We start from the raw sequence: 26,427 nt of genomic DNA, 5'->3' as shown, positions 1-26,427 counted from the left end.
AGTCAGAGGACTTGGCTGAGCTGCGTCAACTCCTCTTCGGGACGGTCCCGGGACCCACCGAGGAGGAGTCCCGGGACATGTTCGCGCAGACCTTCTCCTCGGAGGAGGCCGACCTGTCCCTGCTGCCGGAGCCGGACGTCTACGGGCCGGGCGGCGGAGACGGCGATCCGGCTCCGGACGACGCCGGCTCCGGGCCGTTCGGCACGGCCGGGCCGGAGGACGACGCCTGGGACCTCTCCGGCGCCGGCGATCCCGGCGGCCACCACCCGGACGACGGCCACGATCCCCACGACGACTCCCACGACGGCTGGGACCCGCTCTTCGGCGGTGACGTGTGACGGCCTCCCCCGCTCCCCCCGTCTCCCCCGCCGCTCCCGCCTCCCCCGCGGACCTGCTGCGCCGCCTGTGCGACACCACCGCGGCCCGGCTCGCCGGGGCGGAGCTGCGCGAGCGGGTGGCGCAGGTGCGCGCCGGCCTCGACGCGCCGCTGCGGGTCGCGGTGGCGGGCGCGGTGAGCAGCGGGAAGTCCACGCTGGTCAACGCGCTGCTGGGGCTTCCGGTCGCCCCGGTGGACGCGGGCGAGTGCACCTTCGTCGTCACCCAGTACGAGTACGGCCCCGACGACGGGCTCATCACCATCGAGCTGACCGACGGCACCACGGCCCGTTCCCGGCTGCTGCCCGGTCACCGGCTCCCCGCCGACCTCGGGGTGGACACGGCCCGGATCCGCCGCCTGCGCGTCTCACTGGACCTGCCGTCGCTGCGCACGGTCACGATCGTCGACACCCCCGGCATGAACACGGTGACGGCCGTCAACGAGCGGGCCGCCCGCAGCATGCTGTTCGGCTCCGGCGAGGAGGACGACCGCGCGCAGGCGATGATCTACGTGCTGCGCTACGTCCAGAAATTCGACGACACCACCCTCGCCGAGTTCCGCGGCTTGACCGGCGCGTGCGGACTGAGCTGCGTCAACACCCTCGCCGTGCTCGGTCAGATCGACCGGCGCGGCGACGAGGACGACCCCTGGCCGACCGCCCGCCGACTGGCCTCCGGCGGCTACGCAGACCTGCGGACCTCCGTCTTCGACGTGGTCCCGGTGATCGGCCTGCTCGCCGAGACCGCGCGGGCCCGCCCGCTGGACGCCGAGGAGTTCGCGGCCCTGTCGGCCCTGGCCGGTCTGGATCCCGACGACCTGGAGGACTACCTCCTCGACCTGGACGACTTCCGTACCGCGCCCGACCTGCCCGCCCCCACCGGGGTACGGCACCGCCTGGTGGAGCGGCTGCACCGCTACGGCATCCGCACGGCGGTGGACGCGCTGCGCCGGGGCGAGGCGGCCGACCCCTCGACGCTCACGGCCTGGCTGCTCCAGCGTTCGGGGTACGCCTCCGCGGGCCGCGCCTCCACGGGCTCGGTGGCCGCGGGCATCGCCCACTTCGCCCGCCGCGCCGACCAGCTGAAGGCGCTCGACGCGCTGACCCGGCTCCGCCGGATCGCCCGCACGCCCGCGCTGGGCTCGGACCGCGCGACCCTGGACGCGCTGGCCGCGCAGCTCGACGAGAACCGGCCGATCGCCGCCGCCCTGGCGGGCCTGCGCATCTTCGCCGCGGCCGAGGCGCTCGGCCGCGGCACCCTGGTGCTGGGCGAGGAGATGGCCGGCGAGCTGCTCCGCCTGGCCCGCCACGACGACCCCGCCGAGCAGCTCGGCCTGCCCGCCGGGGCGCCGCCGGAGGAGATCGCCGCCGCCGCCACCGCCGCGTCGACGCGCTGGCGCGCCCTGGCCATGATGAACGAGGGACGCACCGCCGGGCACCGGGCCCGGGACGTGCTGACCGTCCTGGAGGACCTGGTCATCGCGGCGCTGGACGCCCAGGCCGGGAACGGCTCCGGGGGCGGGAACGGCTCCGGGGGCGGGGCCCCGCTCCCCCCGGTCCGGGTGGACGCCGCCGCGGTCGAGACCCTGCGCGCCTGTCCGGCGGTGCCGGCCGACGACCGGCGGGCGCTGGAGCTGCTGCTCACCGGGACCGAGCTCGCGGTCCAGCTGGGCGCGCCGCCCGGCAGCCCGCACGCCGAGCTCGCCGGTTACGCCGCCGCCCTCGGCGCCCGGTTCCGCGTCCTGACCCACCGGCCGCTCACCCTGCGGCAGCGCCGGGCCGCGGAGCGGATCTGCGACGCCTACGAGGACATCTGGGCGCGCCACCACGGCGCGTGAGAGGAGAACCTTGACTTCCTCCCCCGCCTAAAGGCGGAGGGTTCCAGCGGTCGCCCGCTGGGGTTCCTGCTTCACCGACGACCGCCCCGTCCGGGAGGACTCCCGTTGAGGTCTCACACCGTCTCCACAGGCGGACGCCGCCAGCCCGGCGGCCAGGATGTTGCGTGCCGCGTTCACGTCGCGGTCGTGCACCGCGCCGCACTCGCACGTCCACTCCCGGACGTTCAACGGCAGCTTCCCGCGGACCGTGCCGCAGGCTCCGCACAGCTTCGAGCTGGGGAACCAGCGGTCGATCACGACGAGTTCGCGCCCGTACCAGGCGCACTTGTACTCCAGCATGGAGCGCAGATCCGTCCAGGCCGCATCCGAGATGGCGCGTGCGAGGCGGCCGTTCTTCAGCCCGGTGGACAGGGGCACCAGGGAGGTGATCCCGGCGTCCAGGCCGACCGCCGCCGTGGTGGCGGGGGCCGGGGCGATGGTGTCCTCGCACAGCATCGAGACGAACCAGCGTCCCGCCGCGTCCCGGGACACCGTCACCGTGGTCGGCTCCGCCCCCGGCGGGAGGGGACGCGACCAGCGGATGTCCAGCGGTTCGGCCATCTTGGCCAGCGTCAGCCGCCCATCGCGCCAGGTGAAGGCGCTGCGGGTGTACTCGGCCGACGCGCGGGACCTCTTGCGGCTCTTGAAGCGCGGATAGTTGGCGCGCTTGGCGAAGAAGTTGGAGAACGCGGTCTGGAGATGGCGCAGCGCCTGCTGGAGCGGGACGGAGGACACCTCCGTCGGGAAGGCGGGTTCCTCGGTCTTCTTCCACCGGGTCAGCGCGGCCGACGACTGCACGTAGGAGACGCGGCGCTACTCGCCGTACCAGGCCCGGGTGCGCTCTTCCAGCGCCTTGTTGTACACGAGGCGGACGCAGCCGAACGTGCGCGACAGCTCGGCCGCCTGCTCGTCCGTGGGGTGGAAGCGGTACTTGAACGCCCGTTTGACCTGCTGCGTCACGTCTTACAACCTAGCGGCTCCGGTGTGAGCGGCGGGTGCCGATCGGTGGACGGCGCACGCCGGTCCGCTCTGGCGGCGAACCCGCTTTTCCTGCCCCGCTCCACAGGAGCCTCGCTTCCTCCCCGGCCTGAAGACCGGGGTATCCACGAAGGAGAGACCCGATGACGACCCCCGACCCGAACGGCCCTGTGGCCAGGCTGCTGCGCTACGCCAACGAGGTCCACGCGCTGGCGGGCCGGTGCGGCAGGAAGGACCTGGCGGAGGTGCTGGCCGCCTGCGCCGCCCGCTGGAAGGACGAGTGCACCGACATCGTGGTCGCCGGAGCGCAGAAGCGGGGCAAGAGCCGCCTGCTCAACACGCTCGTCGGCCACCCCGACCTGGTCCCGGTCGACGCCGACGTCGCCACCAACTGCTTCCTGTCCCTGCGGCGCGGCCCCAGGCTGACCGCCGTGGTGCACCGCAGCACCGACGCCGGGCCCGTCCAGCTCCCGATCACCGTCGAGTCGATCCCCGACTACGCCTCGATGCGCGGCGACGCCGGCAAGCGGCGCGACGTCGTCAGCGTGGACATCACCCTGGACAACCCGCTCCTGGACGGCCTGCGGCTGCTCGACACGCCCGGCGTGGACAGCCTCACCGTGGGGCACCGGCAGGTGACGGTGGCCATGCTCCAGCGGGCCGACGCGCTGCTGTTCACGCTCAGCGCCCAGGACCAGCCGGTGCTCCGGCACGAGCTGGAGTTCCTCGCCGAGGCGGCCGAGCGGGTGCAGGCGATCGCGTTCGTGCTGACCAAGGTGGAGGACTCCGCCAACTGGCGGACCCTGATGGAGGAGAACCAGGCCCGGCTGAGGACCTTCGTCACCGAGGCCGTCGCGGAGAACCCGGCCCGGGCGGTGACCCTCACCCCGCTGCTGTCGGCTCCCTGGATCCCGGTGAGCTCCAAGCTCGCCGAGGCCGCCGAGGCCAAGCGGCGGGAGGGCCGCCTGGAGCGGGCGGACGCGCTGCGGGCGCGCAGCGGCATGGACGCGCTGGAGCGGCACCTGCGCGCCTTCGCCGAGGGCCGGGAGTCGGCGCGGGGCGCCACCGTGGTGGCCGCCGCGCTGTCGGTGCTGGCCTCGCTGTCGACCACCGCGCAGGACGACGTCGCCGCGGGCTCGGACGACGAGGGCGACGTGGCCGCCCGGCTCGCCCAGGTCGAGGCCGACCTGGAGGGTCTCACCGAGCTGGCCGCCCGCCGCCGGGCGGGTGCGGTGGCCAACACCTTCCTCGGGCGCGAGGTGGCGGGGATCGTGGCGGCGCGGGTGGCCGAGATCCGCCAGCCGTACGAGAACTCGATCGCCACGCTGAAGAAGCAGGAGCAGGTCGACCGGTACATGGCGGAGCTGCCGATGAGCGTGCAGCGCTCGCTGGAGGCGGCCTGGTCGCAGATCGTCTACGACGTGGAGAGCCTGGCCCGCCGGACGCTCGACGCCTTCGCCCGCGACCTCGGCCTCGACCCCGTCGAGTTCGCCGCCGACCCGAGCGCCATGCCCAACCTCTCCCAGGTCCAGGTCAGGAAGGACGCCTCCGCGGACGCCCCGGGCGAGGTGGACATGGTCCGGGACGTGCTGCCGTCGGCCTCGATCGGGCTCTCCCTGGGCGGCTTCGCCGCGTCCCTGCTCGGCCCGGTCGGCTTCCTGCTGGTCGCCCCGGCCATCGGGGCGGCCATCTTCATGGGGCGGCGCTCGATGGAGAAGGTGCAGCGCAACCAGGCGGCGATCCGGGGGGCGCTGCGCGACCAGTTCGCGGCGGTCTCCCGGGAGATGACCCTCGACCTGGAGCGCATGGTGGCGACCTGGCGGGTCGGCGTCGAGCAGGCCGCCGACGAGAGCCTGCTGAAGCGGCGCAAGGAGCTGGAGGGCAGGCGCGCCGAGCTGAAGGCCGCCTCCGCCCGCTCGGCCGCCGACCGCCGCAAGGCGCGGGAGTCCGGTCAGGACCGGATCGCCGCGATCGAGACCCTCACCAGGCGCGGCCAGGAGCTGCGCCGGGAGCTCGCGACCGCGGTCGCCGCCCTGGGCGCCGGGCAGGAGGCGTCCCCGGCCGCGCCGTGAGAGGGCCCGCCCTCCGGAACTCCCGGCAGGCCCGTCTCCCGCGGGAGCCGGCGTCCTGAGAGCGCCGCCCTCCCGAGAGCCGGCGTTCTGAGAGCCCGCGTCCTGAAAGCCCGCGTCCCGCCGCCCCGGGTGTGAACCCGGAGGCGGCGGGACGGCGGGGCGGGCGCGGCGGATGCGGGCCGTACGCGCCGGTGGCGGTCAGAAGGCGCGGCGGGAGTCGTCCGCGTCGCCCTCGACGTCGATGTGCTCCTTGCGGACCTGCCCGGAGACGGTCTCCTGCTCGGTGACCCGCTCCTTGCCCAGGCGCACCCGCTCGACCGGTACGGCCTGCCTGTCCACCACCGGCCGCTCCTCGTGCAGGACGACCTCGTGCTCGGCCTCACTGATGTCCGGACCGGCCAGGGCCTCGTCCCGGTTGGCGTCCGTGATCGGCTCGCGTTCGACGCGCACCTCCTCGCGGGTCACCGGCACGCTGACCTGCTGCTCCTCGGTGACCACGTACTTGCGCAGCCGCGCCCGGCCCGCCTCGTGCGCTTCGGTGCCGACGGTCAGCTGCTCCTCGGAACGGGTCATCGCCTCGTCGCCACGGCCCAGCCGCTCGCGCTCGAGCGCGCCGCCGCTGTGCGCCCACCCGCTCTCCCCGGGCTGGTTGGCCTGCCGCCAGGAGTCCGCCCAGTCGATGCCGTAGTAGCGGTACAGCTCGCGCTCCTCGTCGGCCGACAGGTGGCCGCCGGCGTCCACGTCCACGTTGGGGGCCGCCTTGACCCGGTCCTTGTCGTAGGCGACCTCGACGTGGTCGGCGACCACGTCGGCCGCCTGGACGGGGACGAAGGTCTCCCGCATGCCGAACAGGCCGGTCTTGACGCACAGCCACTCGGGGCGGCCGGTGGCGTCGTCGAGGTAGACGTGCTTCACCTCGCCGATCTTCTCGCCGTTGGCGTCGTAGACGTCCTGGTCGAGCACCGTACGGATCTGCTCCTGAGTGATCATCCTGTTTATCCCCCTTTGATCTGTTCGTTCTTCTTGTTCCTTTCGTGACCGATGAATAACCGCGACACTGCGCCGGAAACCTGCGGGCCGAAATCCGTCCCGGCTGCGGAGATCACGGGAGGTGACCGGCGGATCACCCAGGAAGACCTTCTCCGCAGGTCGGGCGCGGAAAAGCCGTCTTCGGGCGGCACGGCGGCACCGTGCCGGGAAACGCCGTTCGACCTGGGGATCCTCGCTTGACCCTCACCTTGGAGTGACAAGGACCTAACCGGGTGACCGGACCGGGGCCGGGATGGACCCGGGCCGGGGCGGCGGCGTGGAGGGTCAGAGAGGCAGGTGCACCAGGGTGGCGGGATGGTCGCGGGTGGCCCCGGCCGGGTCGGCGGGGCGGTGCAGGCAGAGCAGGCCCGTCGGGACCCGGACGACCGGCTCGAACGTGCCCGCCGCACGGTGGACCTCCCGCGCCCCCTCGGGGGTGACGTGCACGAGCCTGCTCCGGCCGGCGTCGAGCATGGTCAGCCAGAGGGAGTCGCCGTCTGCCACCAGGCGCGGGCGCTCCCAGCGGTACCGGGAGGTGAGGTGGCCCGCCAGGGCCGCCGACTTCTTGCCCATCAGGAACCGCAGCGCACCGGACCGCTCGTCGAGGATGCTGACCGACCAGCCCCTGGCGGGGCTCACCTGGTCCGCGCCGACCGCGTAGAGGCTGCCGCCCGCCGGGACCCAGCGCAGCGCTCCGGCCGGGGGGCGCGGTGCGACCAGCGCGGGCCGGCCGGCGGCGGTGTCCGCCTCCAGCCCCGCCGAGCTGGCCGTGAACCACCTGCCGTTGTGCAGGACGACCTGGTGGAGCCAGCTCCGGCCCGGCTCGCGCATCGTCGGCCGGACCACGCCGCCGGGATCGACCAGGCACAGCACCTGCCACGGCCGGAAGTCCTGGTGCCGGCTGGCGAACAGCGGTTTGTTGCTGCTGAACTGCCCGAGGACCACCGTGCAGCCGGGCGCCCCGACCGAGAGCGCCGGATCGGTGCCGCTGGGCGAGTCCTGGTCGACCAGCCGGCGCACCCTGTTGTCCTCGTTCACGAACCACTGGGCGTAGGGTCCGAGGTCGCGCGGCTGGGGCTCCTGGAAGAAGAAGCCGCCCCCCAGATCGATCTCGATCATCGCCAGCTGCCCGGTCTCCCCCCACGGCAGGCCCACCGCGGCGTCGACCGCGACGGTCTGCCGGGCCTGGTAGAACACCCACCCCGTACGGCCGTGCGCCAGCACGGTCGGGTTGCCCCAGGTCTGCAGCGGATGGGTGGAGCGGATCCCCAGCTCGGGGGTGAGCGCGCGCACCAACAGCTGCGCCGGTCCGACCTGCTCCGTCGTGACGACGCCCTCGCCCGAGGCGGCCCACTCCACCAGCCGGCCGAAGTGGAGCTCGCGGTCGTGCCGGCCCTCCACGCCGTCGAGCCTGCGCAGGAAGTGGCCGCCCTCGAACGCCTGGTGGACGAGGACCCGGCCGCCCGCGGCCCGCGCCTCCAGCACGTGGTCCATCACCTTCTCGACGCCCTTGACCGTGGGCCCGTCCACGGCCGGGGCGCCGACGGAGGGCGCCCGGTGCCCGGCGGGCACGTGCATCGGCCCGGTGGAGGCCCGGTGCCCTCCGGCCGGGTCCCCGGCCGCCCCGGGAGCGGCGGCGGGAGCGGCGGCGGGAGCCGGGGTGGGGGCGGGCGCGACGGGGAGGACGGGGACGGGGTGCCCGCCGGTCGTGCCGACGGGCCGCAGGGAGGGCCCGCCGGCCGGGTGGGGGCCGGTCGTCCGGCCGGGCTCGCGGTGCTCGACCTTGAGCTTCCAGGCGAGCTGCGCGGCGCCGTACGCGACGACGATCTTCGGGTCGTCGTAGGTGCGCACCTTGTCCCCGAAGCGGTCGCGCACGGCCTGCTGGACCGAGGGCATCCGGCTGCCGCCGCCGGTCATGAACACCGCGGCCAGCTCGTCCGGGCCGATCCCCGCGCCGCGGATCGTCTCCTCCAGGATGTCGGCCGTCCGGATGATCTCCTCGCCGATGAGGCCGCCCAGCTCGGCCCGGTCGATCTGCACGTCCTCGTTGACGCCGACCACGTAGTGGGAGGAGGTCTCGAACTTCGACAGGGTCTCCTTCGCCTCCCTGGCCGTCTTCAGCAGGTCGGCGGCGTAGCTGACGTAGCGGCGCTCCGGGTTGGTGGTCACCTGCGTCCACCACTCGGGGTCGATGCGCTCCAGCTGCGTGCCGAAGAAGGCGAAGACCTGCTCGTCGAAGCCCTCGCCGCCGATCTCGTCGCTGCCGCCCGGCTCCCCCACGACCTTGAAGTCGCTCCCGTCGGCGGTGAGCACGGCCGCGTCGAACGTGCCGCCGCCGAGGTCGTAGACGGCCAGGTGGGACCCGCTCGGCACGCGCCCGGAGGAGGCGAAGTAGCGGGCCGAGGCGACCGGCTCGTCGACGAAGGCGATCCGCACGCCGCGCACCACCTTCTTCGCCGCCGCCAGCAGCACCGCCTTGCGCTCGGCGCTCCAGGCCACCGGATGGGTCAGCGCGATGCAGTCGGGGTCGGCCCCGTCGAACCGGCGCCGCCCCTCACTGACGAACAGCTCCAGCAGCGCCGCCATGGCGTCGGTGACGTCCACCGGGACCCCGCCGAGCAGCATCCGGCCCCGGCCGACGTAGCGCTTGGGGTTGCGCTCGACGCGCTCGGGGCTGACGCCGATGCCCCGCTGGGCGATCCGGCCGGCCACCAGCGTCCCGCGCTCGTCCAGCATGACGGCGGAGGGGATGCGCCGCTCCCCCTCGACCTCCAGGACGTCGAAGCGGCCTTCGGCGGCTATCACCCCGGCGGAGAAACTCGTCCCGAGATCGACACCGAGGCACCACTGCGCCATTTCTCACTCCTCGTCAGCACAAACCGATCAGCCCGCCTCCGCCGGCCGCGGCCCGGTCGCGACGGGCACGCGGGGAACGGTCCAGGATGATGCACAGAAGGATCATCGGGCCGAGCGCGGGACGGAAATCATCTTCCTATGGTTTGTCGTGGCCACATGACGTTTGGTTTGCCGAAGGAGCGTACTGTTCGCACCGGTTTCACCATCCGCCCCCGGCACGGCCCTCGGGTTCCCTCCACAACCGGTCCCCGGGCCGTCCTCAGGCTCCGCCGGTCCCGCCGCCCGGCCGCCCGGCCAGGGAGGCCAGGACGCGGGCGAACTCCTGCGGCGGAGCCACCACGAGCCGGGTCTGCCCGTCCTGCCTGACCAGGTCGGCCCTGATCAGGCTGAGACGGCCCCGATGCCACCAGTGGACCTGCGGGCTCAGCGGATCGGCCGCGCGCTCGAACTCCCGTTGGGCGAACGTGCGCAGCCGCTCGATCGCGCGCACCACGTCCAGGCCCTCGACCGGGTGCACGACCAGGGTCGCCGGGTCCGGCAGGACGACCAGCGCCCCGTCCGCGGGCACCGGGAAGTAGTCCTCCAGGTGGCGCAGGTGGGTGGCGGCGCAGGCGGTCGAGCCGGTCAGCCGCCGGACGGCCACGCCGCCGAGGTCCTCCCGGGTCGCCGAGAGCCGCTCGTCCTTGCGGGTGTTGTCGGCGGCCAGCTCCAGCGCCTGGGCGGGGGTGATCGGCCAGCAGCCGACCTCCTCCGGGCGGACCGGCCGGCCTTCGCGGCCGTACCCGATCGTGAGCACCTCGACCAGGTCGGCGGTGAGGTGGCGGCCGACCACGCGGGCCGGGCCCAGGTCGTCGTCGAGCCGGATCCGGGTGCGCAGCAGGGGACGGATCTGGGCGAGGTCGCAGGCGTCCAGCGGCTCGTCCAGCGTGGCCAGGGTGTGGGCCAGGTGCTCGGAGACCAGCGTCGGCCAGTCCTCGCGCGAGTGGCGCCCCGCCTCGGCGCGCAGCCCCGCCAGCCGGACCGTGACGGTGTCCGGGCCGGACGGCGCTCCGGACGGCGCTCCGGACGGCGCTCCGGACAACGTCAGTGTGCCGCCGTCGGGGGCGAAGGAGCAGGTGTAGCCGAGGGAACCGGCGACCAGGCCGAGCAGGGAGTCGAGATCGACGTCCTCCACCGGGCGCGGCGGCGGCCCCGCCCGCCGGTCTGCCCGCCGGTCACGATGCCGCCGGAGCCGGAAGAGCCTCAGCCTCACGCGTGCGTCCCCTCTGCCGGGTTTCCTCTCTCTGGTCTCCTTAGAGTGCCCCGGCGGGATAGCGGATCGACCAGGTCAGGGAGCACGATTCAGCATCAATACTACCAAGTGCCCCCATAGGCACACTGAACTGCGGCGTTCCGTGGCCGACCGGGAGCCCCGCGACCACCGGCACACCGAGCGCCCCGAGCCGCTCCTCCAGCACCGGCCAGGGGTCGCCGCAGTCCGTCCAGGAGCCCAGCGCGAACCCCGCCGCCCCGTCCAGCGCCCCGGACCCCAGCAGCTGCGTGAGCATCCGGTCGATCCGGTAGGGCGCCTCCCCGACGTCCTCCAGCAGGACGATCCGCCCCTCCGCCCGCAGCCGGTACGGCGTGCCGCACAGCGCCGCCAGCAGCGACAGGTTCCCCCCGGTGATCGGGCCCGCGGCGCTCCCGGCGACGATCATCCTGTCCCCGGCGACGGACCCGGTGACGGGCCCCGCGACGGGCCCCGTGCCGCCGGACAGGGCGGCCGAGAGCCGATCCAGGCTCCGGGGCTCGGGCCCGCCCGGACCGGCGAGCAGCGGGCAGGCGGGCATGGGGCCGAACCAGGAGACCAGGCCGAGCCGGACCTCCAGCGCCCGGTGCAGGGCGGTGACGTCGCTGGAGCCGACCAGGGTCTTCGGCCCGGCCGCGCGCATGGCCTCCCAGTCGAGCAGGTCCAGGATCCGCGTCGCGCCGTAGCCGCCCCGTGCGCACAGCACCGCGGCGACCGCCGGATCGCACCAGGCCCGCTGGAGGTCGGCCGCCCGCGCCGCGTCGGGCCCGGCCAGGTAGCCGTCGCGGTCGAGCACGTGGGCGCCCGTGACGACCTTCAGCCCCAGCCCGGCGAGCACGGCGGTGCCGCGGGCCAGCCGTACCGGGTCGACCGGCCCGGACGGGGCCACGACGGCCACCGTGTCGCCCGGGCGCAGCGGAGGCGGGACGGCGGCGCCCGTGTCACCCGGGCGCGGCCTGGCGGAACCCGTCCCGGCGTGCCTGGGCGTGGCCGGTTCGTTCACTCCGCAAACGGTGCCACACTGGGGTCAGACATGCGACCTCCGCCCCACATCCTCGTGGTCAACGGCATCAAGGTCCGTCGGCCGGTGTTCGTGCTCGCCGCCCCGCACTCCGGCGCGGACCTGCTGGGCCGCGCCCTCAAGCGCTCTCCCGGCTTCCACGTCACGATGGGCCGGGCCGCCGTGACGCACGTCGTGCACGCCTTCGCCCGGCGGCCCTCCATCGTCCGCCGGGGCCTGGGCGCGATCCGCGTGCTCCGGGACGCCATGGCCGAGTCCTGGCAGATCCTCCCGGGGGCGTGCCGCGAGTGCCCGGACGTCTGCCGGGAGGCGGGCGGCGTGACCGGTACGGGCCCGTGCGCGACCGCCGGGACGGTCGCCCGGTTCGGCGACGCCAGCCCCGACCTGCTCTACAGCGCCCCGGTGCTGCTCCAGGCCTTCCCCGACGCCAGGTTCGTCCAGCTGATCCGCGACGGCCGGGACGTGGCCGCCGACATGATGGCCGACCCGGCGGCCCTGTCGTGGTTCAAGCCGGTCCGGGTGAGCGAGGACACCGAGTTCCCCAACCCCTTCCTCGGCGTCAAGTCCGCCGAGCACATCGACCGGTGGAAGGCGATGTCCACGGCGGGCAAGTGCGCGCTGCGCTGGCGCGGAGCCGTGCGCCTGGCCGCGGAGCTGCACCGCGAGCTCCCGCGCGAGCAGCTGCTGACCCTGCGCTACGAGGAGCTCGCCGCCTCGCCCGCCGAGACGGTGGAGATCCTCTCCCGCTTCCTGGAGACCCGCGTCTCCAAGGTCGCCCTGTACGGCAGGAACGCTCCGAAGGTCGGCGCCTGGCGCACCCGCCTGCGCCGCGAGGACGCCGAACTGGTGGAGAAGGTCGCCCGCGAGGAGCTCGCCCGCCTGGGCTACCGGTGACCGCCCGCCCTGCCGCCCGTCACCGCGCGCTGAACCGCGTGCGCCGCGGCCGGGCCCGTCACCGCGACTGCACGCTGAACTGCGTGCGGTAGAGCTCGGCGTAGACGCCTCCGGCGGCCAGCAGCTCCTCGTGCCGGCCCCGCTCGGCGACACGGCCGTCGGCGATCACCAGGATCTGGTCGGCCTCGCGGATCGTGGACAGGCGGTGCGCGATGACCAGGGAGGTCCGCCCGGCCAGCGCGCTCTTCAGCGCCCGCTGCACGGCGGCCTCGGACTCGGAGTCCAAGTGCGCGGTGGCCTCGTCCAGGACGACCACCCGGGGCGCCTTGAGCAGCAGCCTGGCCAGCGCCAGGCGCTGCTTCTCCCCGCCGGACAGCCGGTAGCCCCGGTCGCCCACCACGGTCTCCAGCCCTTCGGGCAGGGACTCGACCAGCTCGGCGATCTGCGCGGCGCGCAGGGCCTCCCAGACCTCCTCGTCGGTCGCGCCGGGCCGGGCGTAGCGCAGGTTGGCCCCGATGGTGTCGTGGAACAGGTGGGCGTCCTGCATGACGACGCCCACGGTGTCGCGCAGGGACTCCAGGGTGGCCTCGCGCACGTCGAGCCCGTTGACGCGGACCGCGCCCTCGCTCACGTCGTACAGCCGGGAGACCAGCGAGGTGATCGTCGTCTTGCCCGCGCCCGAGGGTCCGACCAGCGCGACCAGCTCGCCCGGGCGGGCGGTGAACCCGATCCCGCGCAGCACCTCGCCGCTCTGCCCGGTGTCGGGGCGGGCCACCGCCTCCAGCGACGCCAGCGACACCTCCGAGGCGGCCGGGTAGTGGAAGCGCACGTCGTCGAACTCGACCGTCACCGGACCGGCGGGGACGGGACGGGCTCCGGGCCGCTCGGCCACCATCGGCTCCAGGTCCAGCACCTCGAAGACCCGGTCGAAGCTGACCAGCGCGGTCATCACGTCCACGTGCACGTTGGACAGGCTGGTCAGCGGGCCGTACAGGCGCATCAGCAGGGCGGTGAGCGCGACCAGGGTGCCGACCTGGAAGGCGCCGTCGACGGCCAGCACGCCGCCCACGCCGTACACCAGCGCGGTGGCCAGTGAGGCGACCAGGCCCAGGGCGACCCGGAAGACCGTCCCGTACATGCCGACGGTGACGCCCACGTCGCGCACCCGCCCGGCACGGGCGGCGAAGGCGTCCGCCTCCTCGCCCGGCCGGCCGTACAGCTTGGCGACCATGGCGCCCGCCACGTTGAAGCGCTCGGTCATCATGGAGCTCATCTCGGCGTCGAGCTCCATCTGCTCGCGGGTGAGCCCCGACATCTTCCGCCCCACCCACTTGGCGGGGAGGACGAAGACCGGCAGCAGCACCAGGGCCACCAGGGTGATCTGCCAGGACAGCACGATCATGGTGCCGAGCACCAGCACCAGCATGACCACGTTGGACACGACCGACGACAGCGTGCTGGTCAGCGCCCGCTGCGCGCCGATCACGTCGGTGTTCAGCCGGGAGACCAGCGCGCCGGTCTGCGTCCGCATGAAGAACGCGACCGGCATGCGCTGGACGTGGTCGAAGACCTCGGTGCGCAGGTTGTAGATCAGCCCTTCGCCGACGCGGGCGGAGAACCAGCGCTGGGCCAGCCCGAGCCCGGCGTCCAGCACCGCCAGTCCGGCGATGGCCAGCGCGAGCCCGACGACGAGCCCGGCGTCGCGCCCCTCGATGCCGTCGTCGATGATCGCCCGCATCAGCAGCGGGTTGACCACCACGATGACCGAACCGAGCACGACCAGGGCGAGGAAGGCGGCGATCTGCCGGGAGAACGGCTTGGAGTAGCGCACGATCCGCTTCACCGTGCCCGGCGCGAGCCGCTCCTTGGTCACCGAGCTGTCGCGCCGCAGCGAGCGCATCGCCTGGGGGCCGAAGCCCCCGCCCATCATCGCCATCTGGCCTCCTCTCCCGATCCGAGCGCCGGGAGAGGCGGGGTGATTCCCGGATCAGCTCCGGGCGAACACCGCATCCGGCCTGCTCTCTCAGCCGAACAGGGCCTTGATACGCGCCATCTGCTCCTGCCGCTCGGCCGCGCACTGCTCCTCCAGCGTGCGCCCCGAGGCGCCCTGGAGCAGCCGCTTGGTCGCCGTGGCGGCGTCGCGGTTGGTGGCCAGCAGCGCGGCCGCCAGGTCCCGTACGGCCTGCGCCAGGTCGCCGGGGGCGACGACCAGCTCGGCCAGGCCGATCCTGGCCGCCTCCTCCGCGCCCACGGTCCGGGCCGTGAGGCAGATCTCCACGGCCCGCGACAGGCCGACGAGGTCGACCAGCGGCTTGGTCCCGGTCAGGTCGGGGACCAGGCCGAGCGCGGGCTCCTTCATGCACAGCTTGGCGTCGTCGGCCAGGATCCGCAGGTCGCAGGCGAGCGCCAGCTGGAAACCGGCGCCGACGGCGTGGCCCTGGACCGCCGCGATCGAGACGATGTCCGGCCGCCGCAGCCACATGAAGCCCTGCTGGGCCTGCGCGATCCGCTCGTCGAAGGCCTCGCCCCGGAGCGTGGCGGTGCTCGCGAACGACCCCTGCCCCGGAACCCCCTCCGGGGTGAACATCCGCAGGTCGATGCCCGCCGAGAAGGACGGCCCCTCACCTCGGACCACGACGACCCTCACCTGCTGCGGCAGGTCGTCACCGATTCGAGCCAGCGCCGACCAGGTGGCGAACGTCTGAGCGTTCCGCTTTTCCGGCCGTGCCAGCGTGATCGTCGCGATCTCGCCGTCCACCTCGAAGCGCAGTCCGACCTCCGCAAGAGAGATCTCCTCCGCACTCCCCCCGTGCACCACTTCCGCCATCGCTCGCTCTCCCCTGCGTTCGCCGTCTGTCACGCCCGAGCCTACCGACTCTTCTAGAATGAGGTTCGGCAGACCCGGACGGACGGACGAGCTGAGGACGAGCGGCTGCGGTCGCGCGTTCCGAGGCGGCTCAGCGCTTGGTCTTGCCCCGGGTGGCGCCGCCGCGCCCGCGCAGAGTCACACCGGACTCGCTCAGGATGCGGTGGATGAACCCGTACGACCGGCCGGTCGAAGCGGCGAGCGCGCGGATGCTCTCACCCGAGCTGTAGCGCTTCTTGAGATCGGCGGCCAGTTTTTCACGGTCGGCCCCGGTCACCCGGGTGCCCTTCTTGAGAGTCTCGGCCACGAGCTACCTCCTGTAGTGCCAGACTTCCGCAGCGTTACTCCGCCATGATCAGTCATTTCTGCGGGATCGGCTACCTACTCCCAGGGAAAAGATCCGTACCCGCTCAAATTGAGATCAGGCAAGTGCCACAAGATCGGAAAATTCGTCGCTCCACGCGTCTTCAACTCCGTCCGGCAGCAAGATCACCCTATCCGGTTGCAGAGCGTCCACAGCACCCTCATCGTGCGTTACGAGGACAATCGCCCCAGAATAGGATCTCAAGGCCGTGAGCACCTGCTCCCGGCTGGCCGGGTCGAGGTTGTTCGTGGGCTCGTCCAGGAGCAGGACGTTGGCCGCCGACAGCACCAGGGTGGCCAGGGCCAGCCGGGTCTTCTCGCCGCCGGAGAGCACCCCGGCGGGCTTGTCCACGTCGTCGCCGGTGAACAGGAACGAGCCCAGGACCTTGCGCAGCTCGACGTCGGCCAGGTCGCCCGCGGCCGAGCGCATGTTCTCCAGCACCGTGCGCTCCGGGTCGATCGTCTCGTGCTCCTGGGCGTAGTAGCCCAGCTTGAGCCCGTGCCCCGGCCGGACCTCGCCGGTGTCGGGCTTCTCGATGCCGCCCAGGATGCGCAGCAGCGTGGTCTTGCCCGCGCCGTTCAGGCCCAGGATGACGACCCGGGAACCCCGGTCCACGGCCGCGTTGACGTCGGTGAAGACCTCCAGCGAACCGTAGGACTTCGACAGCTCCGTCGCCGTGATCGGGGTGCGCCCGCAGGGGGCCGGCTGGGGGAAGCGCAGCTTGGCGACCTTGTCGCTGCGCCGCTCCACCTCCAGGCCGGACAGCAGCCGCTCGGCGCGGCGCTGCATGTCCTGGGCCGCCTTGGCCTTGGTGGCCTTGGCGCGCATCTTGTCGGCCTGCGACATCAGCGCCGAGGCCTGCTTCTCGGCGTTGGCCCGCTCGCGCCTGCGGCGCTTCTCGTCGGTCTCCCGCTGGGCCAGATAGGCCTTCCAGCCGACGTTGTAGGTGTCGATCACCATCCGGTTGGCGTCCAGGTGCAGGACCCGGTTTACCGTCGCTTCAAGAAGCGCCACGTCGTGGCTGATAATGATCAAACCACCTTGATGGGATCGCAAAAAGTCGCGGAGCCACGCGATCGAATCCGCGTCGAGGTGGTTTGTGGGCTCGTCCAGCAGGAGAGTCTCCGCCCCGCTGAACAGGATCCGGGCCAGTTCCACGCGCCGGCGCTGACCGCCGGAGAGGGTCTCCAGCGGCTGGCCGAGCACCCGGTCGGGCAGCCCCAGGCTGGAGGCGATCGAGGCCGCCTCCGACTCCGCGGCGTATCCGCCCAGGACGTGCAGCCGGTCCTCCAGCCGCCCGTAGGCGCGCACCGCGCGGTCGCGGGTGCGCTCGTCGGCCGAGGACATGCCCAGCTCGGCCTCGCGCAGCTCGCGCAGGACCTCGTCCAGCCCTCGCGCGGACAGGATGCGGTCGCGGGCGATCACCTGCAGGTCGCCGGTGCGGGGGTCCTGCGGCAGGTAGCCCACCGCGCCCGTGGTGGCGACCGTGCCCGACGCCGGCAGCGCCTCGCCCGCGAGCACCTTGGTCAGCGTCGTCTTCCCGGCGCCGTTGCGCCCGACGAGGCCGATCTTGTCGCCGGGGTTCACCCGGAACGACGCGCCCTCGATGAGCAGCCGGGCTCCGGCGCGGAGTTCGATGTCAGAAGCAATGATCATGTTTGGGGGAACACTCCCAGGCTGGGGGATTCACGGGCTCACCATGGCGCTGTGACCGAACCCGCCGCGCCCTATGTCTCCCGGCTCTCGGCTCGGCCGTCCCGCCCCGTCGCGGGCGGCGTCAGTCGGGGGTGCGCATACGGATCAGTGTACGGCTCGCGCGCACCCGCGCCCGCCCTGTTCCCCGCACCGCACCCGGCCCGCACCCGGCCGGGCACCGGCCGGCTCCCGTCCCGGGGCCGGGTCGGCCGGACGGAGCCGGACGGGACCGCACAGGTCAGGCGGGGATGAGCGGGTCAGGCGGGGTCGACGACCCTGATCCTGACCGCGCGGAACTGGGCCGGGGTCGCGGTGAGCACCGCCAGGCGGGGGTCGGGGACCGTCAGGAAGGGCTCGGCCTCCAGCGCGAAGACCGGGGCGAGCCTGCGGTCGGCCCGCAGCGCGTCCACCGCCCGCCGGTCGCCGCCCAGGACGACCGCCTCCAGCCCGCCGGTGTGCGGGCCCAGGATCCGCAGCGCCACCTCGGCCGCCGCCTCGTGCGCCTGGTCCACCTGCTTCTCCCTGCGCCGGGCGAAGCGCCGCTGCGACCAGCCGCCCGCAGCGCTGCGGCCGTGGACCTGCCGCGAGCCGACCTTGGAGGAGACCAGCTCGTCCCCCTGGAAGATCCCGGCCGCGTGGCCGCCGAGCCGTACCAGCAGCACGCCCACCCTGCGCTCCCGGCGCGCGTGGGTGGTCAGCCGGGCCAGCGGGCCGCCGCCGCCGGCCGTCAGCGGCGGGAAGGGCACCCGGCACTCGGCCACCGCCCCGTCGGCGGCCTCGATCCGGACGAGCTCGTCGGAGGCGGCGGCCTCCAGCGGGCCGTGCCGGTCGGCGAAGCCGTCGATCCAGCGGCCGAGCCGCTCCGGCCCCACCGAGACCCAGCGGCCCCCGCCGGCGGCCGGTCGTGACGTCATGCCCGGACCCTACCCGGGGCCGGACCCGCGCCGGCTCAGGAGGGTGGTCGCCCCCTCCCCGCTCGATCCGGGAGCACCGGCGGCGGGTCCGCCCCGGACCGGCGCCCTCTCCGGGACGGGGCCCCCGTCCCGGAAAGGCCACGCCGCTCAGGGCAGCCGCGTCCCGTGCGTCACCGGGGCCGTCCGAGGTCCCTGGGCCCCGGGCATCTCCTGCATGCCCGCGACCTGGCGGATCAGGTCCGAGACCCGCACGATGCCCATGCACCGGCCCACCTCGTCGATGACGGCCAGGTCGTCGTAGACGCGTTCGGCGTCGCGACCCGCGACCTGCATGGCGGCGATCGCGGGGGTGGTCTTCGGGACCGCGCGGACGGGGTCGGCCAGGCGGGCGGCGGGCTTCCTGCCGTGCAGCGCGTGGCCGTACCGGCTGGCGATGGCGAGCAGGAAGCGGCTGCGGTCCAGGCTGCCCCTGGGCCGCTGGTACTCGTCGACCAGGATCACGCTGGTGATCGAGGGCTCGCCGCTGAAGGTCTCCACGGCCTCCTCCGCGGTCGCCTCGTAGGGGAGCGTCACCGCCGGCAGCAGGAACTCCTGGACCCTCGGGCCCAGCAGGAGCCCGGCCGGCTCCGGCTCGACGACCGGCAGCGGCACGTGGACCCGGCCGGAGGGGCCCGGCACCAGCAGCGGGCCCTGCGCCAGCCGTACCCCCCACCTGCGGACCGCGGCGAGCTGGGCCTCCTCCGCCACGCCCGGGGTCAGCACGTGGGCGCCCGCGTCGCGGGCCAGGGCGGCCAGCGACTCGGCCAGCGCCGTCCGGCGGGGGTCGCGCCCCACCCGCGCCATCAGCCCGGCCGAGAGCACCGCCAGGTACGGCGAGGCGTCGGCCAGCAGGTCCGGCGGGACGTGCGCGGTGCCCAGGTCCCCCACCGCGATCAGGTAGCCGATGGCGCGCAGTCCCTCCAGCCCCGCGAGCAGGGCTCGGCGGTCCTCCTCGGCGAAGCCGCCCCGGAGCACGAGGATGATCTCGCGGGGCCGTCGCCCGGAGATCCGCAGGGCCTCGTGGAGCGGCGCCAGGGCGGCCGAACCGCTGATGACCGCCCTCGTGGGCAGGGAGAGGACCAGGGGGAGCAGCGCCTCGCTCCGCGACACCTCCAGCACGGTCCTGGCCAGGACGACGACGTCCCCGTGGCCCGAGCCGCCCTCCCCCAGGTCACCGGCGGCGGCCTGGAGCGCGATGACGCCCCCGGTGTCGAGGTCGACGATCGGCACGACACCCGGGACGCTCCCCGGAAGGGGCCCCGGGAAGGAGGCGTCCGGTGCGGTGAACGACGCGGCCGCGGCGCCCGCGGGCGCCGCGGCGGCCGGCGGCAGGAGGTGCGTGTTGGTCGGCACGTATCGAGGATGGCCCCGCCCCGACCGCAACAGGGGCAACGCGCGGTGATGTTCACCGACATTTCGCCGTTCGTTGAGCGGCCGGTCCGGTACGGCGCCCATCCGGCCGCCCTCCGCGCCGGTCCTCTCCGCACGCTCCTTCCGCAGCCCCTGCCCGCCGCACCCCGCCAGCCCCTCCTACACGGCCAGCGCCCAGGACAGGCAGGCCAGCGCGGCCGTGCAGGCCAGCGCGCGGACCACGTTCCAGCGCACCCACACCGCCTCGAACCGCTCGCGCACCGCCGCCGGGTCGGGGATCCGGCCGGGCTCCCCCGCGGCCTCGAGCGCGTTGTTGAGCGGTATGTTCATCGTGAACGTCACGACCAGCGCCACGCCGTACGCCGCGAAGGCCGCCGCGATCCACGGCAGCCCGGGGCGCCCCAGGTGGAGCAGGCCCGCCGCGGCGGTCAGCAGCGCGGCCCCGATGAAGGCGGCGGCGAACCAGCCGTTGAGGATCGCCACGTTGATCCGCTGCATCGCCTCCACGAACGTCCGGTCGCCGGCCCGGCCCAGCCCCGGCATGACCGCCACCGCGAAGGCGTAGAACAGGCCCGCCATCAGCCCCGTCGACACCGTGGCCCCGATCAGGACCGCCACCCGCAACAACTGTGTGCTCTCCGTCATGCCTCCAGTCAACCGGCGCCCGGTCCGCCAGGCCATGCGCGACGATCTCCGTTCCATGCGCGGCCGTCTAGAATCGGCGGCGCCGAGGATCCCGGCCAGGAGGCCGGAGTCGCACACCGGAGGCGATCCATGAGCGCGTTCGCGGACCTGCTGGACGGGCCGAGGGCCCGGGGGGCGTTCCTCCTCCGCAGCATCCTGGAGCCGCCCTGGTCGCTGCGGATCGAGGACCGGGCGCCGCTCACCCTGGTCGCCGCGGTCCGCGGCGAGGCGTGGATCGTGCCCGGCGACGCCGGGGAGGAACGGCTCCGCCCCGGGGACGTCGCGGTGGTGCGCGGCCCCGATCCCTACATCGTCGCCGACGACCCGGCCACCCCGCCCCGGGCCGTCGTCCGTTCCGGAGGCTGCGCCACGACGCCGGAGGGCGAGGACCTGTGCGACGCGCTGGACCTGGGCGTGCGCACCTGGGGCGGCTCGCCCGACGGCGCGACGACGCTGCTCACCGGGACGTACCGGATGCGCAGCGAGGTCGACCGGCGGCTGCTGGCGACGCTGCCCCGGCTGCTCGTCCTCCCCTCCGGCTCCTGGGACTCCCCGCTCGTCCCCCTGCTCCACGAGGAGATCGCCAGGGACGCGCCCGGCCAGGAGGCCGTGCTGGACCGCCTCCTGGACCTGCTGCTGGTCGCCGTCCTGCGCACCTGGTTCTCCCGCCCCGGGGCCGAGGCCCCGGGCTGGTACCGGGCGCACGGCGACCCCGTCGTGGGCCCGGCACTGCGCCTGCTCCACGAGCACCCGGCCCATCCCTGGACGGTGGCCGGGCTGGCCGCCCGGACGGGCACCTCCCGCGCGGCGCTGGCCCGCCGCTTCACCGAGCTGGTGGGCGAGCCGCCCATGACGTACCTCACGAACCGGCGGCTGGCCCTCGCCGCCGACCTGCTGCGCGACCCGGGCGCGACGGTCGAGGCGGTGGCCGGGCAGGTCGGCTACGGCAGCCCCTTCGCGCTCAGCACCGCCTTCAAGCGCGCGTACGGCGTGAGCCCCCGCGACCACCGCTCAGCGCTCTCCGCCCCCGGCCAGGGCTGACCCGTCCCTACGGCTTTACAACGTAGATTCACTGATCGCCCGGCCGCCCCGGAACGGCCTCCCCCGGCCTGCGCGTATGCTATTACTTAGGCATACCTAAGTTGATCACACCGGGAGCGGCTCATGGCAGAAGGCAGGCCCGTGCGCAGGGCACGGCGCGGCGAGGTGGTGCGCACCGAGCGGCTCACCCCGCACATGATCCGGGTGGTGCTCGGCGGCGAGGGCCTGCGCGACCTGCCCGTGGGCGAGTTCACCGACCACTACGTGAAGCTGCTGTTCGCTCCCCCCGGGGTGACGTACCCGCAGCCGTTCGACCTGGAGGCGATCCGCCGCGACCTGCCCCGCGAGCAGCAGCCCACCACCCGGACCTACACGGTCCGGGCCTGGGACGCCGAGGCGGGCGAGCTCACCCTCGACTTCGTGCACCACGGCGACAGCGGCCTGGCCGGCCCGTGGGCGGCCCGGGTCCGGCCGGGCGAGGACATCTGGTTCCTCGGTCCCGGCGGGGCCTACGCGCCCTCCGCCGAGGCGGACTGGCACCTGCTGGCGGGCGACGAGAGCGCGCTGCCGGCCATCGCGGCCTCCCTGGAGCGGCTGCCCGCCGGGGCCCCGGCCCACGTCCTCGTCGAGGTGGCCGGCCCCGAGGAGGAGCAGCCGCTCGACTCCCCCGGCGACGTGAAGATCGTCTGGCTACACCGGGGCGGGGCGCCGATCGGCGAGCGCCTGGTCGCCGCCGTCCGCGAGCTGGACTTCCCCGAGGGCGCCCTGCACGCCTTCGTCCACGGCGAGGCCGGGTTCGTCAAGGAGCTCCGCCGCCACCTGCGCACCGAGCGCGGCGTCCCGCTCTCGGCGCTGTCCATCTCCGGCTACTGGCGGATCGGCCGCGACGAGGACGGCTGGCAGTCCTCCAAGCGCGAGTGGAACCAGCGGATCGAGGAGGAAGAGGCCGCCGCCCTCCCCTCGTGACCCGCGGCGCCCCGGCCGCCCGGCGCTGCCGGGCGGCCGGCGTGACCGGGAACCCGCCCCGGGTGACAGGTCCCCGGCGTCCGGGGCCGGGAAGGACACGTCCGGCGCCGGAAGGACCTGGCAGGCGGCAGTCGCGGCGGACGAGGGGCGTCAGAGGCGGCAGGCGTAGATGGCGGTGACCAGGATGGCCTTCGCACCGAGCTCCCAGAGCTGGTCCATCACCTGCTGGTGCCCCTTGCGCGGCACCATCGCGCGCACCGCGACCCAGCCCTCCCGGTGCAGCGGGGAGACGGTGGGCCCCTCCATGCCGGGGGTGAGCGCGATGGCCTCCTCGATCCGCTCGGCGCGGATGTCGTAGTCCATCATCACGTAGTCGCGGGCCACCAGCACGCCCTGCAGCCGGCGCACCAGCTGGTCGAGCCCCTGGCTCTCCACCGCGTCCGGGCGCTGGATCAGCACGGCCTCGGAGCGGGCGATCGGCTCGCCGAACACCTCCAGCCCGATGTTGCGCAGCGTGGTGCCGGTCTCCACGACGTCGGCGACGGCGTCGGCCACGCCCAGCCGGATGGCGGTCTCCACCGCGCCGTCCAGCTTGATCACCCTCGCCTCGACGCCCTGTTCAGCGAGGTAGCCCTCCAGCAGGCCGGCGTAGGCGGTGGCGATCCGCCGGCCCTTCAGGTCGGCGACGGAGGCGAACTCGCCCGGGTCGGCCGCGAAGCGGAAGGTGGAGCGGCCGAAGCCGAGCGGCAGGATCTCCTCCACCCGCGCGCCCGAGTCGTGGAGCATGTCGCGGCCGGTGATCCCGGCGTCCAGGGTGCCCTCGCCGACGTAGACGGCGATGTCCTTGGGCCGCAGGAAGAACAGCTCGCAGGAGTTGTCGGGGTCGATGACCACGAGCTCCTTGCTGTCCTTGCGGACGCGGTATCCGGCCTCTTTGAGGATCGTCTGGGCGCCCTCGGCGAGGGCGCCCTTGTTGGGTACGGCGAGACGGAGCATGGCGGGAGGAATCCTTCTTCTCGGGCGGGGAGGGTCTTCGCACGGGGGCCGGGCACGCCGGCTCAGAGATGCTTGTAGACCTCGTCCAGCCCGATCCCCTTGGCGATCATGAGGACCTGCACGTGGTAGAGCAGCTGGGAGATCTCCTCCGCGGCCCGCTCGTTCGACTCGTGCTCGGCCGCCATCCAGCTCTCGGCGGCCTCCTCCACGACCTTCTTGCCGATGGCATGGACTCCGGCGTCCAGCGCGGCCACGGTCCCCGACCCCTCGGGCCGGGTGCGCGCCTTGTCGGACAGCTCGGCGTACAGCTCTTCGAAGGTCTTCATCGTCTCTCTCGGCGTCGTCCGGATATGCGCACCCAGCCTAACGGCCCGCCCGGCGTGACCGCGCGCCCGGTCCACCCACCGGAACCGTCCGCACCCCGGCCGGGACCACCGGCCAGGACCCTGCCCCGGTTCTGCCCGTGCTCTCCCGCCTCCGCCCCGGCCCTCCCCCGCCCCTGCCGAGGACCGGGGCCGGGGACGGGGGCCGGGGACGGGGACGGGGGCCGGGGACGGGGACGGGGGCCGGGGACGGGGACGGGGGTCGGGGGCCGCCCGTGCGGGCCCCGGCCCTTCGCCTCATCCGCGTTCCGGCCGGGCCTCGTTCACGCAGCGCAGCACCGGGAAGGAGAGCAGCGCCGCCGGGTCGAGCTCCCGCTCCGTGGTGACGTGGAAGACCGCGCTCTCCTCCGGCAGCAGCGTCACCAGCAGGTCGTCGACCGAGGCGTCCGGGTCCAGCCGGTCCGGGAACAGCGCCAGCTCGCGCAGGAGCGTGCGCGCGGTCACCGTCACCCGGTAGCCCCCCTCGACGGGCTCGGCACAGGCGTCGTAGGCCGCCTCGGGGAAGGCCACCGCCGTGTCCTCGGCGTAGAAGGAGACCGCGCGGCTCCCGTCCAGGCCGGCGACCAGCACCTCGGCCGCGGGATCGCCGGGCACCGCGACCGCCTCCGGCAGCGGCACCCGCACCACCGAGCGCGGCGCCGCCTCGACGCGGGCGACCTCCTTGGCCAGCGGCCGGCCGTCCAGGCCGTGCCGGACCAGCGACAGCTCGCCGCGCCACGGCTCGGGGGCGTCGTTGACCACCGCGACCTCCCCGTCCTGGACGGTCAGCAGCCGGTCGGCGTAGACCCGGCGCAGCGCGTACCAGAGCGGTTTGCGCCGGCCGTCGCCGTCGACGGCGGCCCAGGAGGTGACCGGCCAGCAGTCGTTGAGCTGCCAGACGACCGTGCCCATGCAGTGCGGCGCGAGCGACCGGAACCGCTCGATGCCGAAGGCCATCGCGCGGGCCTGGTTGAGCTGGGTCAGGTAGTGCCAGTCGTCGAAGGTCGCAGGCCGGGGCAGGTGCTCGCCCAGGCCGGCCAGGAGCTTGGCGTTGCCGTCGACCGCTTTCTGGTGGTGCAGCACCAGGGGGGCGTCGGCGGCCAGCTCGCCGCTGATCGCGCGGCGCATGGTGGCGTACGCCGGCGGGCCCTGGAAGCCGAACTCGGCCACGAACCGGGGGGTGTAGGCGCCGTAGCGGGTGTAGTCCTCGCGGTTCCACACGTCCCAGATGTGGATGGTGCCGCGCGCCGGGTCGTTGGGCGGCAGGTCCGGCGCGCCGGAGTACGGGCTGCCCGGCCAGTAGGGGCGGGTCGGGTCGAGCTCGGCCAGGACCGAGGGCAGCAGGTCGTAGTAGAAGCCCGCGCCCCAGCTGCGCCCGGCCAGCTCCTCCTGCCAGCCCCAGTCGGCGTGGCCCTCCAGGTTCTCGTTGTTGCCGCACCACAGCACCAGGCTCGCGTGGCCGGCCAGCCGGGTGACGTTCTGGCGCGCCTCGGCCTCCACCTCCGACCGGAACGGCTCCTCCTCCGGGTAGGCCGCGCACGCGAACGGGAAGTCCTGCCAGACCAGCAGGCCCATCTCGTCGGCCAGGCCGTAGAAGTCGTCGCTCTCGTACAGCCCGCCGCCCCACACCCGCAGCAGGTTGACGCCCGCCTCGGCCGCCTGGGCGAACCGGGCGGCCAGCCGGTCGCGGGTGACCCGGGCCGGGAAGCAGTCGTCGGGGATCCAGTTGACGCCGCGCACGAACACCGGCACGCCGTTGACGACGAGGGTGAAGGCGCCTCCGTCGCGCTCCAGCTCGACCGTGCGGAAGCCGATCCGCCCGCTCCAGCGCCGCCCGCAGGGCCCGTCGTCCCCGCCGTGCCGCGCGCCGTCTCCCGCGCCGTGCCCGGGTCCTCCGCCGTCCAGGCGGACGGTCAGCTCGTGCAGCGGCTGCGCGCCGTACCCGCGCGGCCACCAGCGCTCCGGTTCCGGCACGGCCAGCTCCAGCACGGCCTCGCGCTCGCCCGGCGCCAGCTCCGCCCGTACGGCGGCGCCCGCGACGGCGGCGCGCACCGACAGCGGCGCCTCGGTGGCGCGCTCGACGCGGACGTGCACCCGCACCCTGCCGTCGGCGCCGTCCATCGTCACCAGCGGGCGCACCTCGGCCAGCCGGGCGCCGCTCCAGGACTCCAGCCCGATCGGCCGCCAGATCCCCGCGGTGACCACGGTCGGACCCCAGTCCCAGCCGAAGTTGCAGGCCATCTTCCGGATGAACTGGTACGGCTCGTCATACGGGCTCGGCCGCTCGCCGAGGGCGGCCCGCTGCGCCTCGGCGTAGGCGTAGGCCGAGTCGAAGCGCACGGTCAGGGTGTTGGCGCCCTCGCGCAGCAGGTGCCGCACGGCGAAGCGGTAGGAGCGGTGCTGGTTGGCGGTGGTCGCGACCTGGACGCCGTTGAGGATCACCGTGGCGACCGTGTCGAGGCCCTCGCAGACCAGGTCGGTCCGCTCGTGGCCGTCGCCGGCCCAGTCGAAGACGGTCTGGTAGACCCAGTCGGTCCGGCCGATCCAGGCCAGCCGGTTCTCGTTGTCGTCCAGGTAGGGGTCGTCGATGATCCCGGCGGCGAGCAGGTCGGTGTGCACGCAGCCGGGGACGGTCGCGGTCACGCCCGCCACCCCGGTGTCCTGCGAGACGGCCGTGAGGGTCCAGCCGTCGTGCAGCGGGCGGTACGAACTCAAGTAGATCTCTCCTTAGCGGCCGCGC

Annotated in this window: 20 protein-coding genes and 1 pseudogene; 6 read left to right on the top strand and 15 right to left on the bottom strand. The window is 74.1% G+C overall.

From position 1 onward, the window contains the following. The first annotated feature begins 11 nt into the window (after positions 1-11). Together IEZ06_RS09045 and IEZ06_RS09040 are read left to right on the top strand one after the other, a co-directional pair. Positions 12-338: a hypothetical protein gene (locus IEZ06_RS09045; RefSeq protein WP_189236224.1), complete on the top strand. Its 327-nt coding sequence runs from the start codon at positions 12-14 to the stop codon at positions 336-338. Further along, positions 335-2,212, top strand: a complete 1,878-nt coding sequence (locus IEZ06_RS09040; protein WP_189236223.1) for a dynamin family protein — start codon at positions 335-337, stop codon at positions 2,210-2,212. The genes IEZ06_RS09045 and IEZ06_RS09040 overlap by 4 nt, the downstream gene beginning before the upstream one ends. Before the next feature lie 27 nt (positions 2,213-2,239). Here IEZ06_RS09040 and IEZ06_RS09035 read toward each other — a convergent pair. After that, positions 2,240-3,211 (bottom strand): annotated as a pseudogene (locus IEZ06_RS09035) (RNA-guided endonuclease InsQ/TnpB family protein). A gap of 161 nt (positions 3,212-3,372) precedes the next feature. On the opposite strand from IEZ06_RS09035, the gene IEZ06_RS09030 reads away from it, so the two are divergent. Beyond that, complete coding sequence (locus tag IEZ06_RS09030) at positions 3,373-5,301, top strand: dynamin family protein (RefSeq protein ID WP_189236222.1); 1,929 nt, start codon at positions 3,373-3,375, stop codon at positions 5,299-5,301. A 198-nt stretch (positions 5,302-5,499) separates the two neighbouring features. Here IEZ06_RS09030 and IEZ06_RS09025 read toward each other — a convergent pair whose 3' ends face one another. The 4 genes from IEZ06_RS09025 to IEZ06_RS09010 all read right to left on the bottom strand — a co-directional run bounded on the left by IEZ06_RS09025 (position 5,500) and on the right by IEZ06_RS09010 (position 11,477). After that, entirely contained in the window at positions 5,500-6,291 is a 792-nt protein-coding gene (locus tag IEZ06_RS09025; RefSeq protein WP_189236221.1) for a DUF2382 domain-containing protein, read from the bottom strand. 324 nt (positions 6,292-6,615) lie between these two features. After that, positions 6,616-9,186, bottom strand: a complete 2,571-nt coding sequence (locus IEZ06_RS09020; RefSeq protein ID WP_189236220.1) for an Hsp70 family protein — start codon at positions 9,184-9,186, stop codon at positions 6,616-6,618. Between the two features lie 259 nt (positions 9,187-9,445). Continuing rightward, positions 9,446-10,438, bottom strand: a complete 993-nt coding sequence (locus IEZ06_RS09015) for a hypothetical protein (protein WP_229797900.1) — start codon at positions 10,436-10,438, stop codon at positions 9,446-9,448. A gap of 40 nt (positions 10,439-10,478) precedes the next feature. Beyond that, complete coding sequence (locus IEZ06_RS09010; RefSeq protein WP_189236219.1) at positions 10,479-11,477, bottom strand: S66 peptidase family protein; 999 nt, start codon at positions 11,475-11,477, stop codon at positions 10,479-10,481. A gap of 30 nt (positions 11,478-11,507) precedes the next feature. Between IEZ06_RS09010 and IEZ06_RS09005 the strand changes: the two genes are divergently transcribed. Next, entirely contained in the window at positions 11,508-12,389 is an 882-nt protein-coding gene (locus IEZ06_RS09005; RefSeq protein WP_189236218.1) for a sulfotransferase family protein, read from the top strand. A 58-nt stretch (positions 12,390-12,447) separates the two neighbouring features. Here IEZ06_RS09005 and IEZ06_RS09000 read toward each other — a convergent pair whose 3' ends face one another. From IEZ06_RS09000 to IEZ06_RS08970, 7 genes are all read right to left on the bottom strand, one after another. Next, entirely contained in the window at positions 12,448-14,325 is a 1,878-nt protein-coding gene (locus tag IEZ06_RS09000; protein ID WP_189236217.1) for an ABC transporter ATP-binding protein, read from the bottom strand. An 87-nt stretch (positions 14,326-14,412) separates the two neighbouring features. After that, a complete protein-coding gene (locus IEZ06_RS08995) occupies positions 14,413-15,216 on the bottom strand; it encodes an enoyl-CoA hydratase/isomerase family protein (RefSeq protein ID WP_189236216.1) in 804 nt (267 codons plus the stop codon). 130 nt (positions 15,217-15,346) lie between these two features. Beyond that, entirely contained in the window at positions 15,347-15,562 is a 216-nt protein-coding gene (locus IEZ06_RS08990) for a helix-turn-helix domain-containing protein (RefSeq protein WP_068899248.1), read from the bottom strand. A gap of 114 nt (positions 15,563-15,676) precedes the next feature. Continuing rightward, positions 15,677-17,275 (bottom strand): ABC-F family ATP-binding cassette domain-containing protein, encoded by a 1,599-nt coding sequence (locus tag IEZ06_RS08985; protein ID WP_189236215.1) that lies wholly within the window; start codon positions 17,273-17,275, stop codon positions 15,677-15,679. 296 nt (positions 17,276-17,571) lie between these two features. Then, positions 17,572-18,228, bottom strand: a complete 657-nt coding sequence (locus tag IEZ06_RS08980; RefSeq protein ID WP_189236214.1) for an acVLRF1 family peptidyl-tRNA hydrolase — start codon at positions 18,226-18,228, stop codon at positions 17,572-17,574. A gap of 147 nt (positions 18,229-18,375) precedes the next feature. Then, the gene (locus tag IEZ06_RS08975; RefSeq protein ID WP_229797899.1) at positions 18,376-19,620 is read right to left on the bottom strand and encodes an EAL domain-containing protein; all 1,245 of its coding nucleotides are present in this window, start codon (positions 19,618-19,620) and stop codon (positions 18,376-18,378) included. 177 nt (positions 19,621-19,797) lie between these two features. Next, a complete protein-coding gene (locus tag IEZ06_RS08970; RefSeq protein ID WP_189236212.1) occupies positions 19,798-20,283 on the bottom strand; it encodes an anthrone oxygenase family protein in 486 nt (161 codons plus the stop codon). 129 nt (positions 20,284-20,412) lie between these two features. Between IEZ06_RS08970 and IEZ06_RS08965 the strand changes: the two genes are divergently transcribed. Beyond that, complete coding sequence (locus IEZ06_RS08965) at positions 20,413-21,363, top strand: AraC family transcriptional regulator (RefSeq protein WP_189236211.1); 951 nt, start codon at positions 20,413-20,415, stop codon at positions 21,361-21,363. A 123-nt stretch (positions 21,364-21,486) separates the two neighbouring features. After that, positions 21,487-22,329 carry a siderophore-interacting protein gene (locus tag IEZ06_RS08960; RefSeq protein ID WP_189236210.1) on the top strand — a complete coding sequence of 281 codons (843 nt, stop codon included), beginning with the start codon at positions 21,487-21,489 and terminating at the stop codon, positions 22,327-22,329. A 150-nt stretch (positions 22,330-22,479) separates the two neighbouring features. On the opposite strand, the gene hisG is transcribed toward IEZ06_RS08960, so the two are convergent. The 3 genes from hisG to IEZ06_RS08945 form a co-directional block, all read right to left on the bottom strand. Continuing rightward, on the bottom strand, positions 22,480-23,325 hold the full coding sequence (gene hisG, locus IEZ06_RS08955) for an ATP phosphoribosyltransferase (protein ID WP_189236209.1): 846 nt from the start codon (positions 23,323-23,325) through the stop codon (positions 22,480-22,482). 62 nt (positions 23,326-23,387) lie between these two features. Continuing rightward, the gene (locus IEZ06_RS08950; protein WP_012892448.1) at positions 23,388-23,651 is read right to left on the bottom strand and encodes a phosphoribosyl-ATP diphosphatase; all 264 of its coding nucleotides are present in this window, start codon (positions 23,649-23,651) and stop codon (positions 23,388-23,390) included. 294 nt (positions 23,652-23,945) lie between these two features. After that, positions 23,946-26,402, bottom strand: a complete 2,457-nt coding sequence (locus IEZ06_RS08945) for a glycosyl hydrolase 2 galactose-binding domain-containing protein (protein WP_189236208.1) — start codon at positions 26,400-26,402, stop codon at positions 23,946-23,948. Positions 26,403-26,427 lie beyond the last annotated feature (25 nt).

It is taken from the genome of Planomonospora antibiotica, assembly GCF_014647955.1.
GTDB lineage: Bacteria > Actinomycetota > Actinomycetes > Streptosporangiales > Streptosporangiaceae > Planomonospora > Planomonospora parontospora.
This window is presented reverse-complemented; position numbering and strand designations above follow the sequence as displayed.

Bases quoted from the DNA above. Each gene is read 5' to 3' on its own strand.
- IEZ06_RS09000 (WP_189236217.1), bottom strand. From the start codon at position 14,325: ATGGCGATGATGGGCGGGGGCTTCGGCCCCCAGGCGATGCGCTCGCTG.
- hisG (WP_189236209.1), bottom strand. From the start codon at position 23,325: ATGCTCCGTCTCGCCGTACCCAACAAGGGCGCCCTCGCCGAGGGCGCC.
- IEZ06_RS09025 (WP_189236221.1), bottom strand. From the start codon at position 6,291: ATGATCACTCAGGAGCAGATCCGTACGGTGCTCGACCAGGACGTCTAC.
- IEZ06_RS08980 (WP_189236214.1), bottom strand. From the start codon at position 18,228: ATGACGTCACGACCGGCCGCCGGCGGGGGCCGCTGGGTCTCGGTGGGG.
- IEZ06_RS08995 (WP_189236216.1), bottom strand. From the start codon at position 15,216: ATGGCGGAAGTGGTGCACGGGGGGAGTGCGGAGGAGATCTCTCTTGCG.
- IEZ06_RS09030 (WP_189236222.1), top strand. From the start codon at position 3,373: ATGACGACCCCCGACCCGAACGGCCCTGTGGCCAGGCTGCTGCGCTAC.
- IEZ06_RS08960 (WP_189236210.1), top strand. From the start codon at position 21,487: ATGGCAGAAGGCAGGCCCGTGCGCAGGGCACGGCGCGGCGAGGTGGTG.
- IEZ06_RS08970 (WP_189236212.1), bottom strand. From the start codon at position 20,283: ATGACGGAGAGCACACAGTTGTTGCGGGTGGCGGTCCTGATCGGGGCC.
- IEZ06_RS09005 (WP_189236218.1), top strand. From the start codon at position 11,508: ATGCGACCTCCGCCCCACATCCTCGTGGTCAACGGCATCAAGGTCCGT.
- IEZ06_RS09020 (WP_189236220.1), bottom strand. From the start codon at position 9,186: ATGGCGCAGTGGTGCCTCGGTGTCGATCTCGGGACGAGTTTCTCCGCC.
- IEZ06_RS08950 (WP_012892448.1), bottom strand. From the start codon at position 23,651: ATGAAGACCTTCGAAGAGCTGTACGCCGAGCTGTCCGACAAGGCGCGC.
- IEZ06_RS08965 (WP_189236211.1), top strand. From the start codon at position 20,413: ATGAGCGCGTTCGCGGACCTGCTGGACGGGCCGAGGGCCCGGGGGGCG.
- IEZ06_RS08985 (WP_189236215.1), bottom strand. From the start codon at position 17,275: ATGATCATTGCTTCTGACATCGAACTCCGCGCCGGAGCCCGGCTGCTC.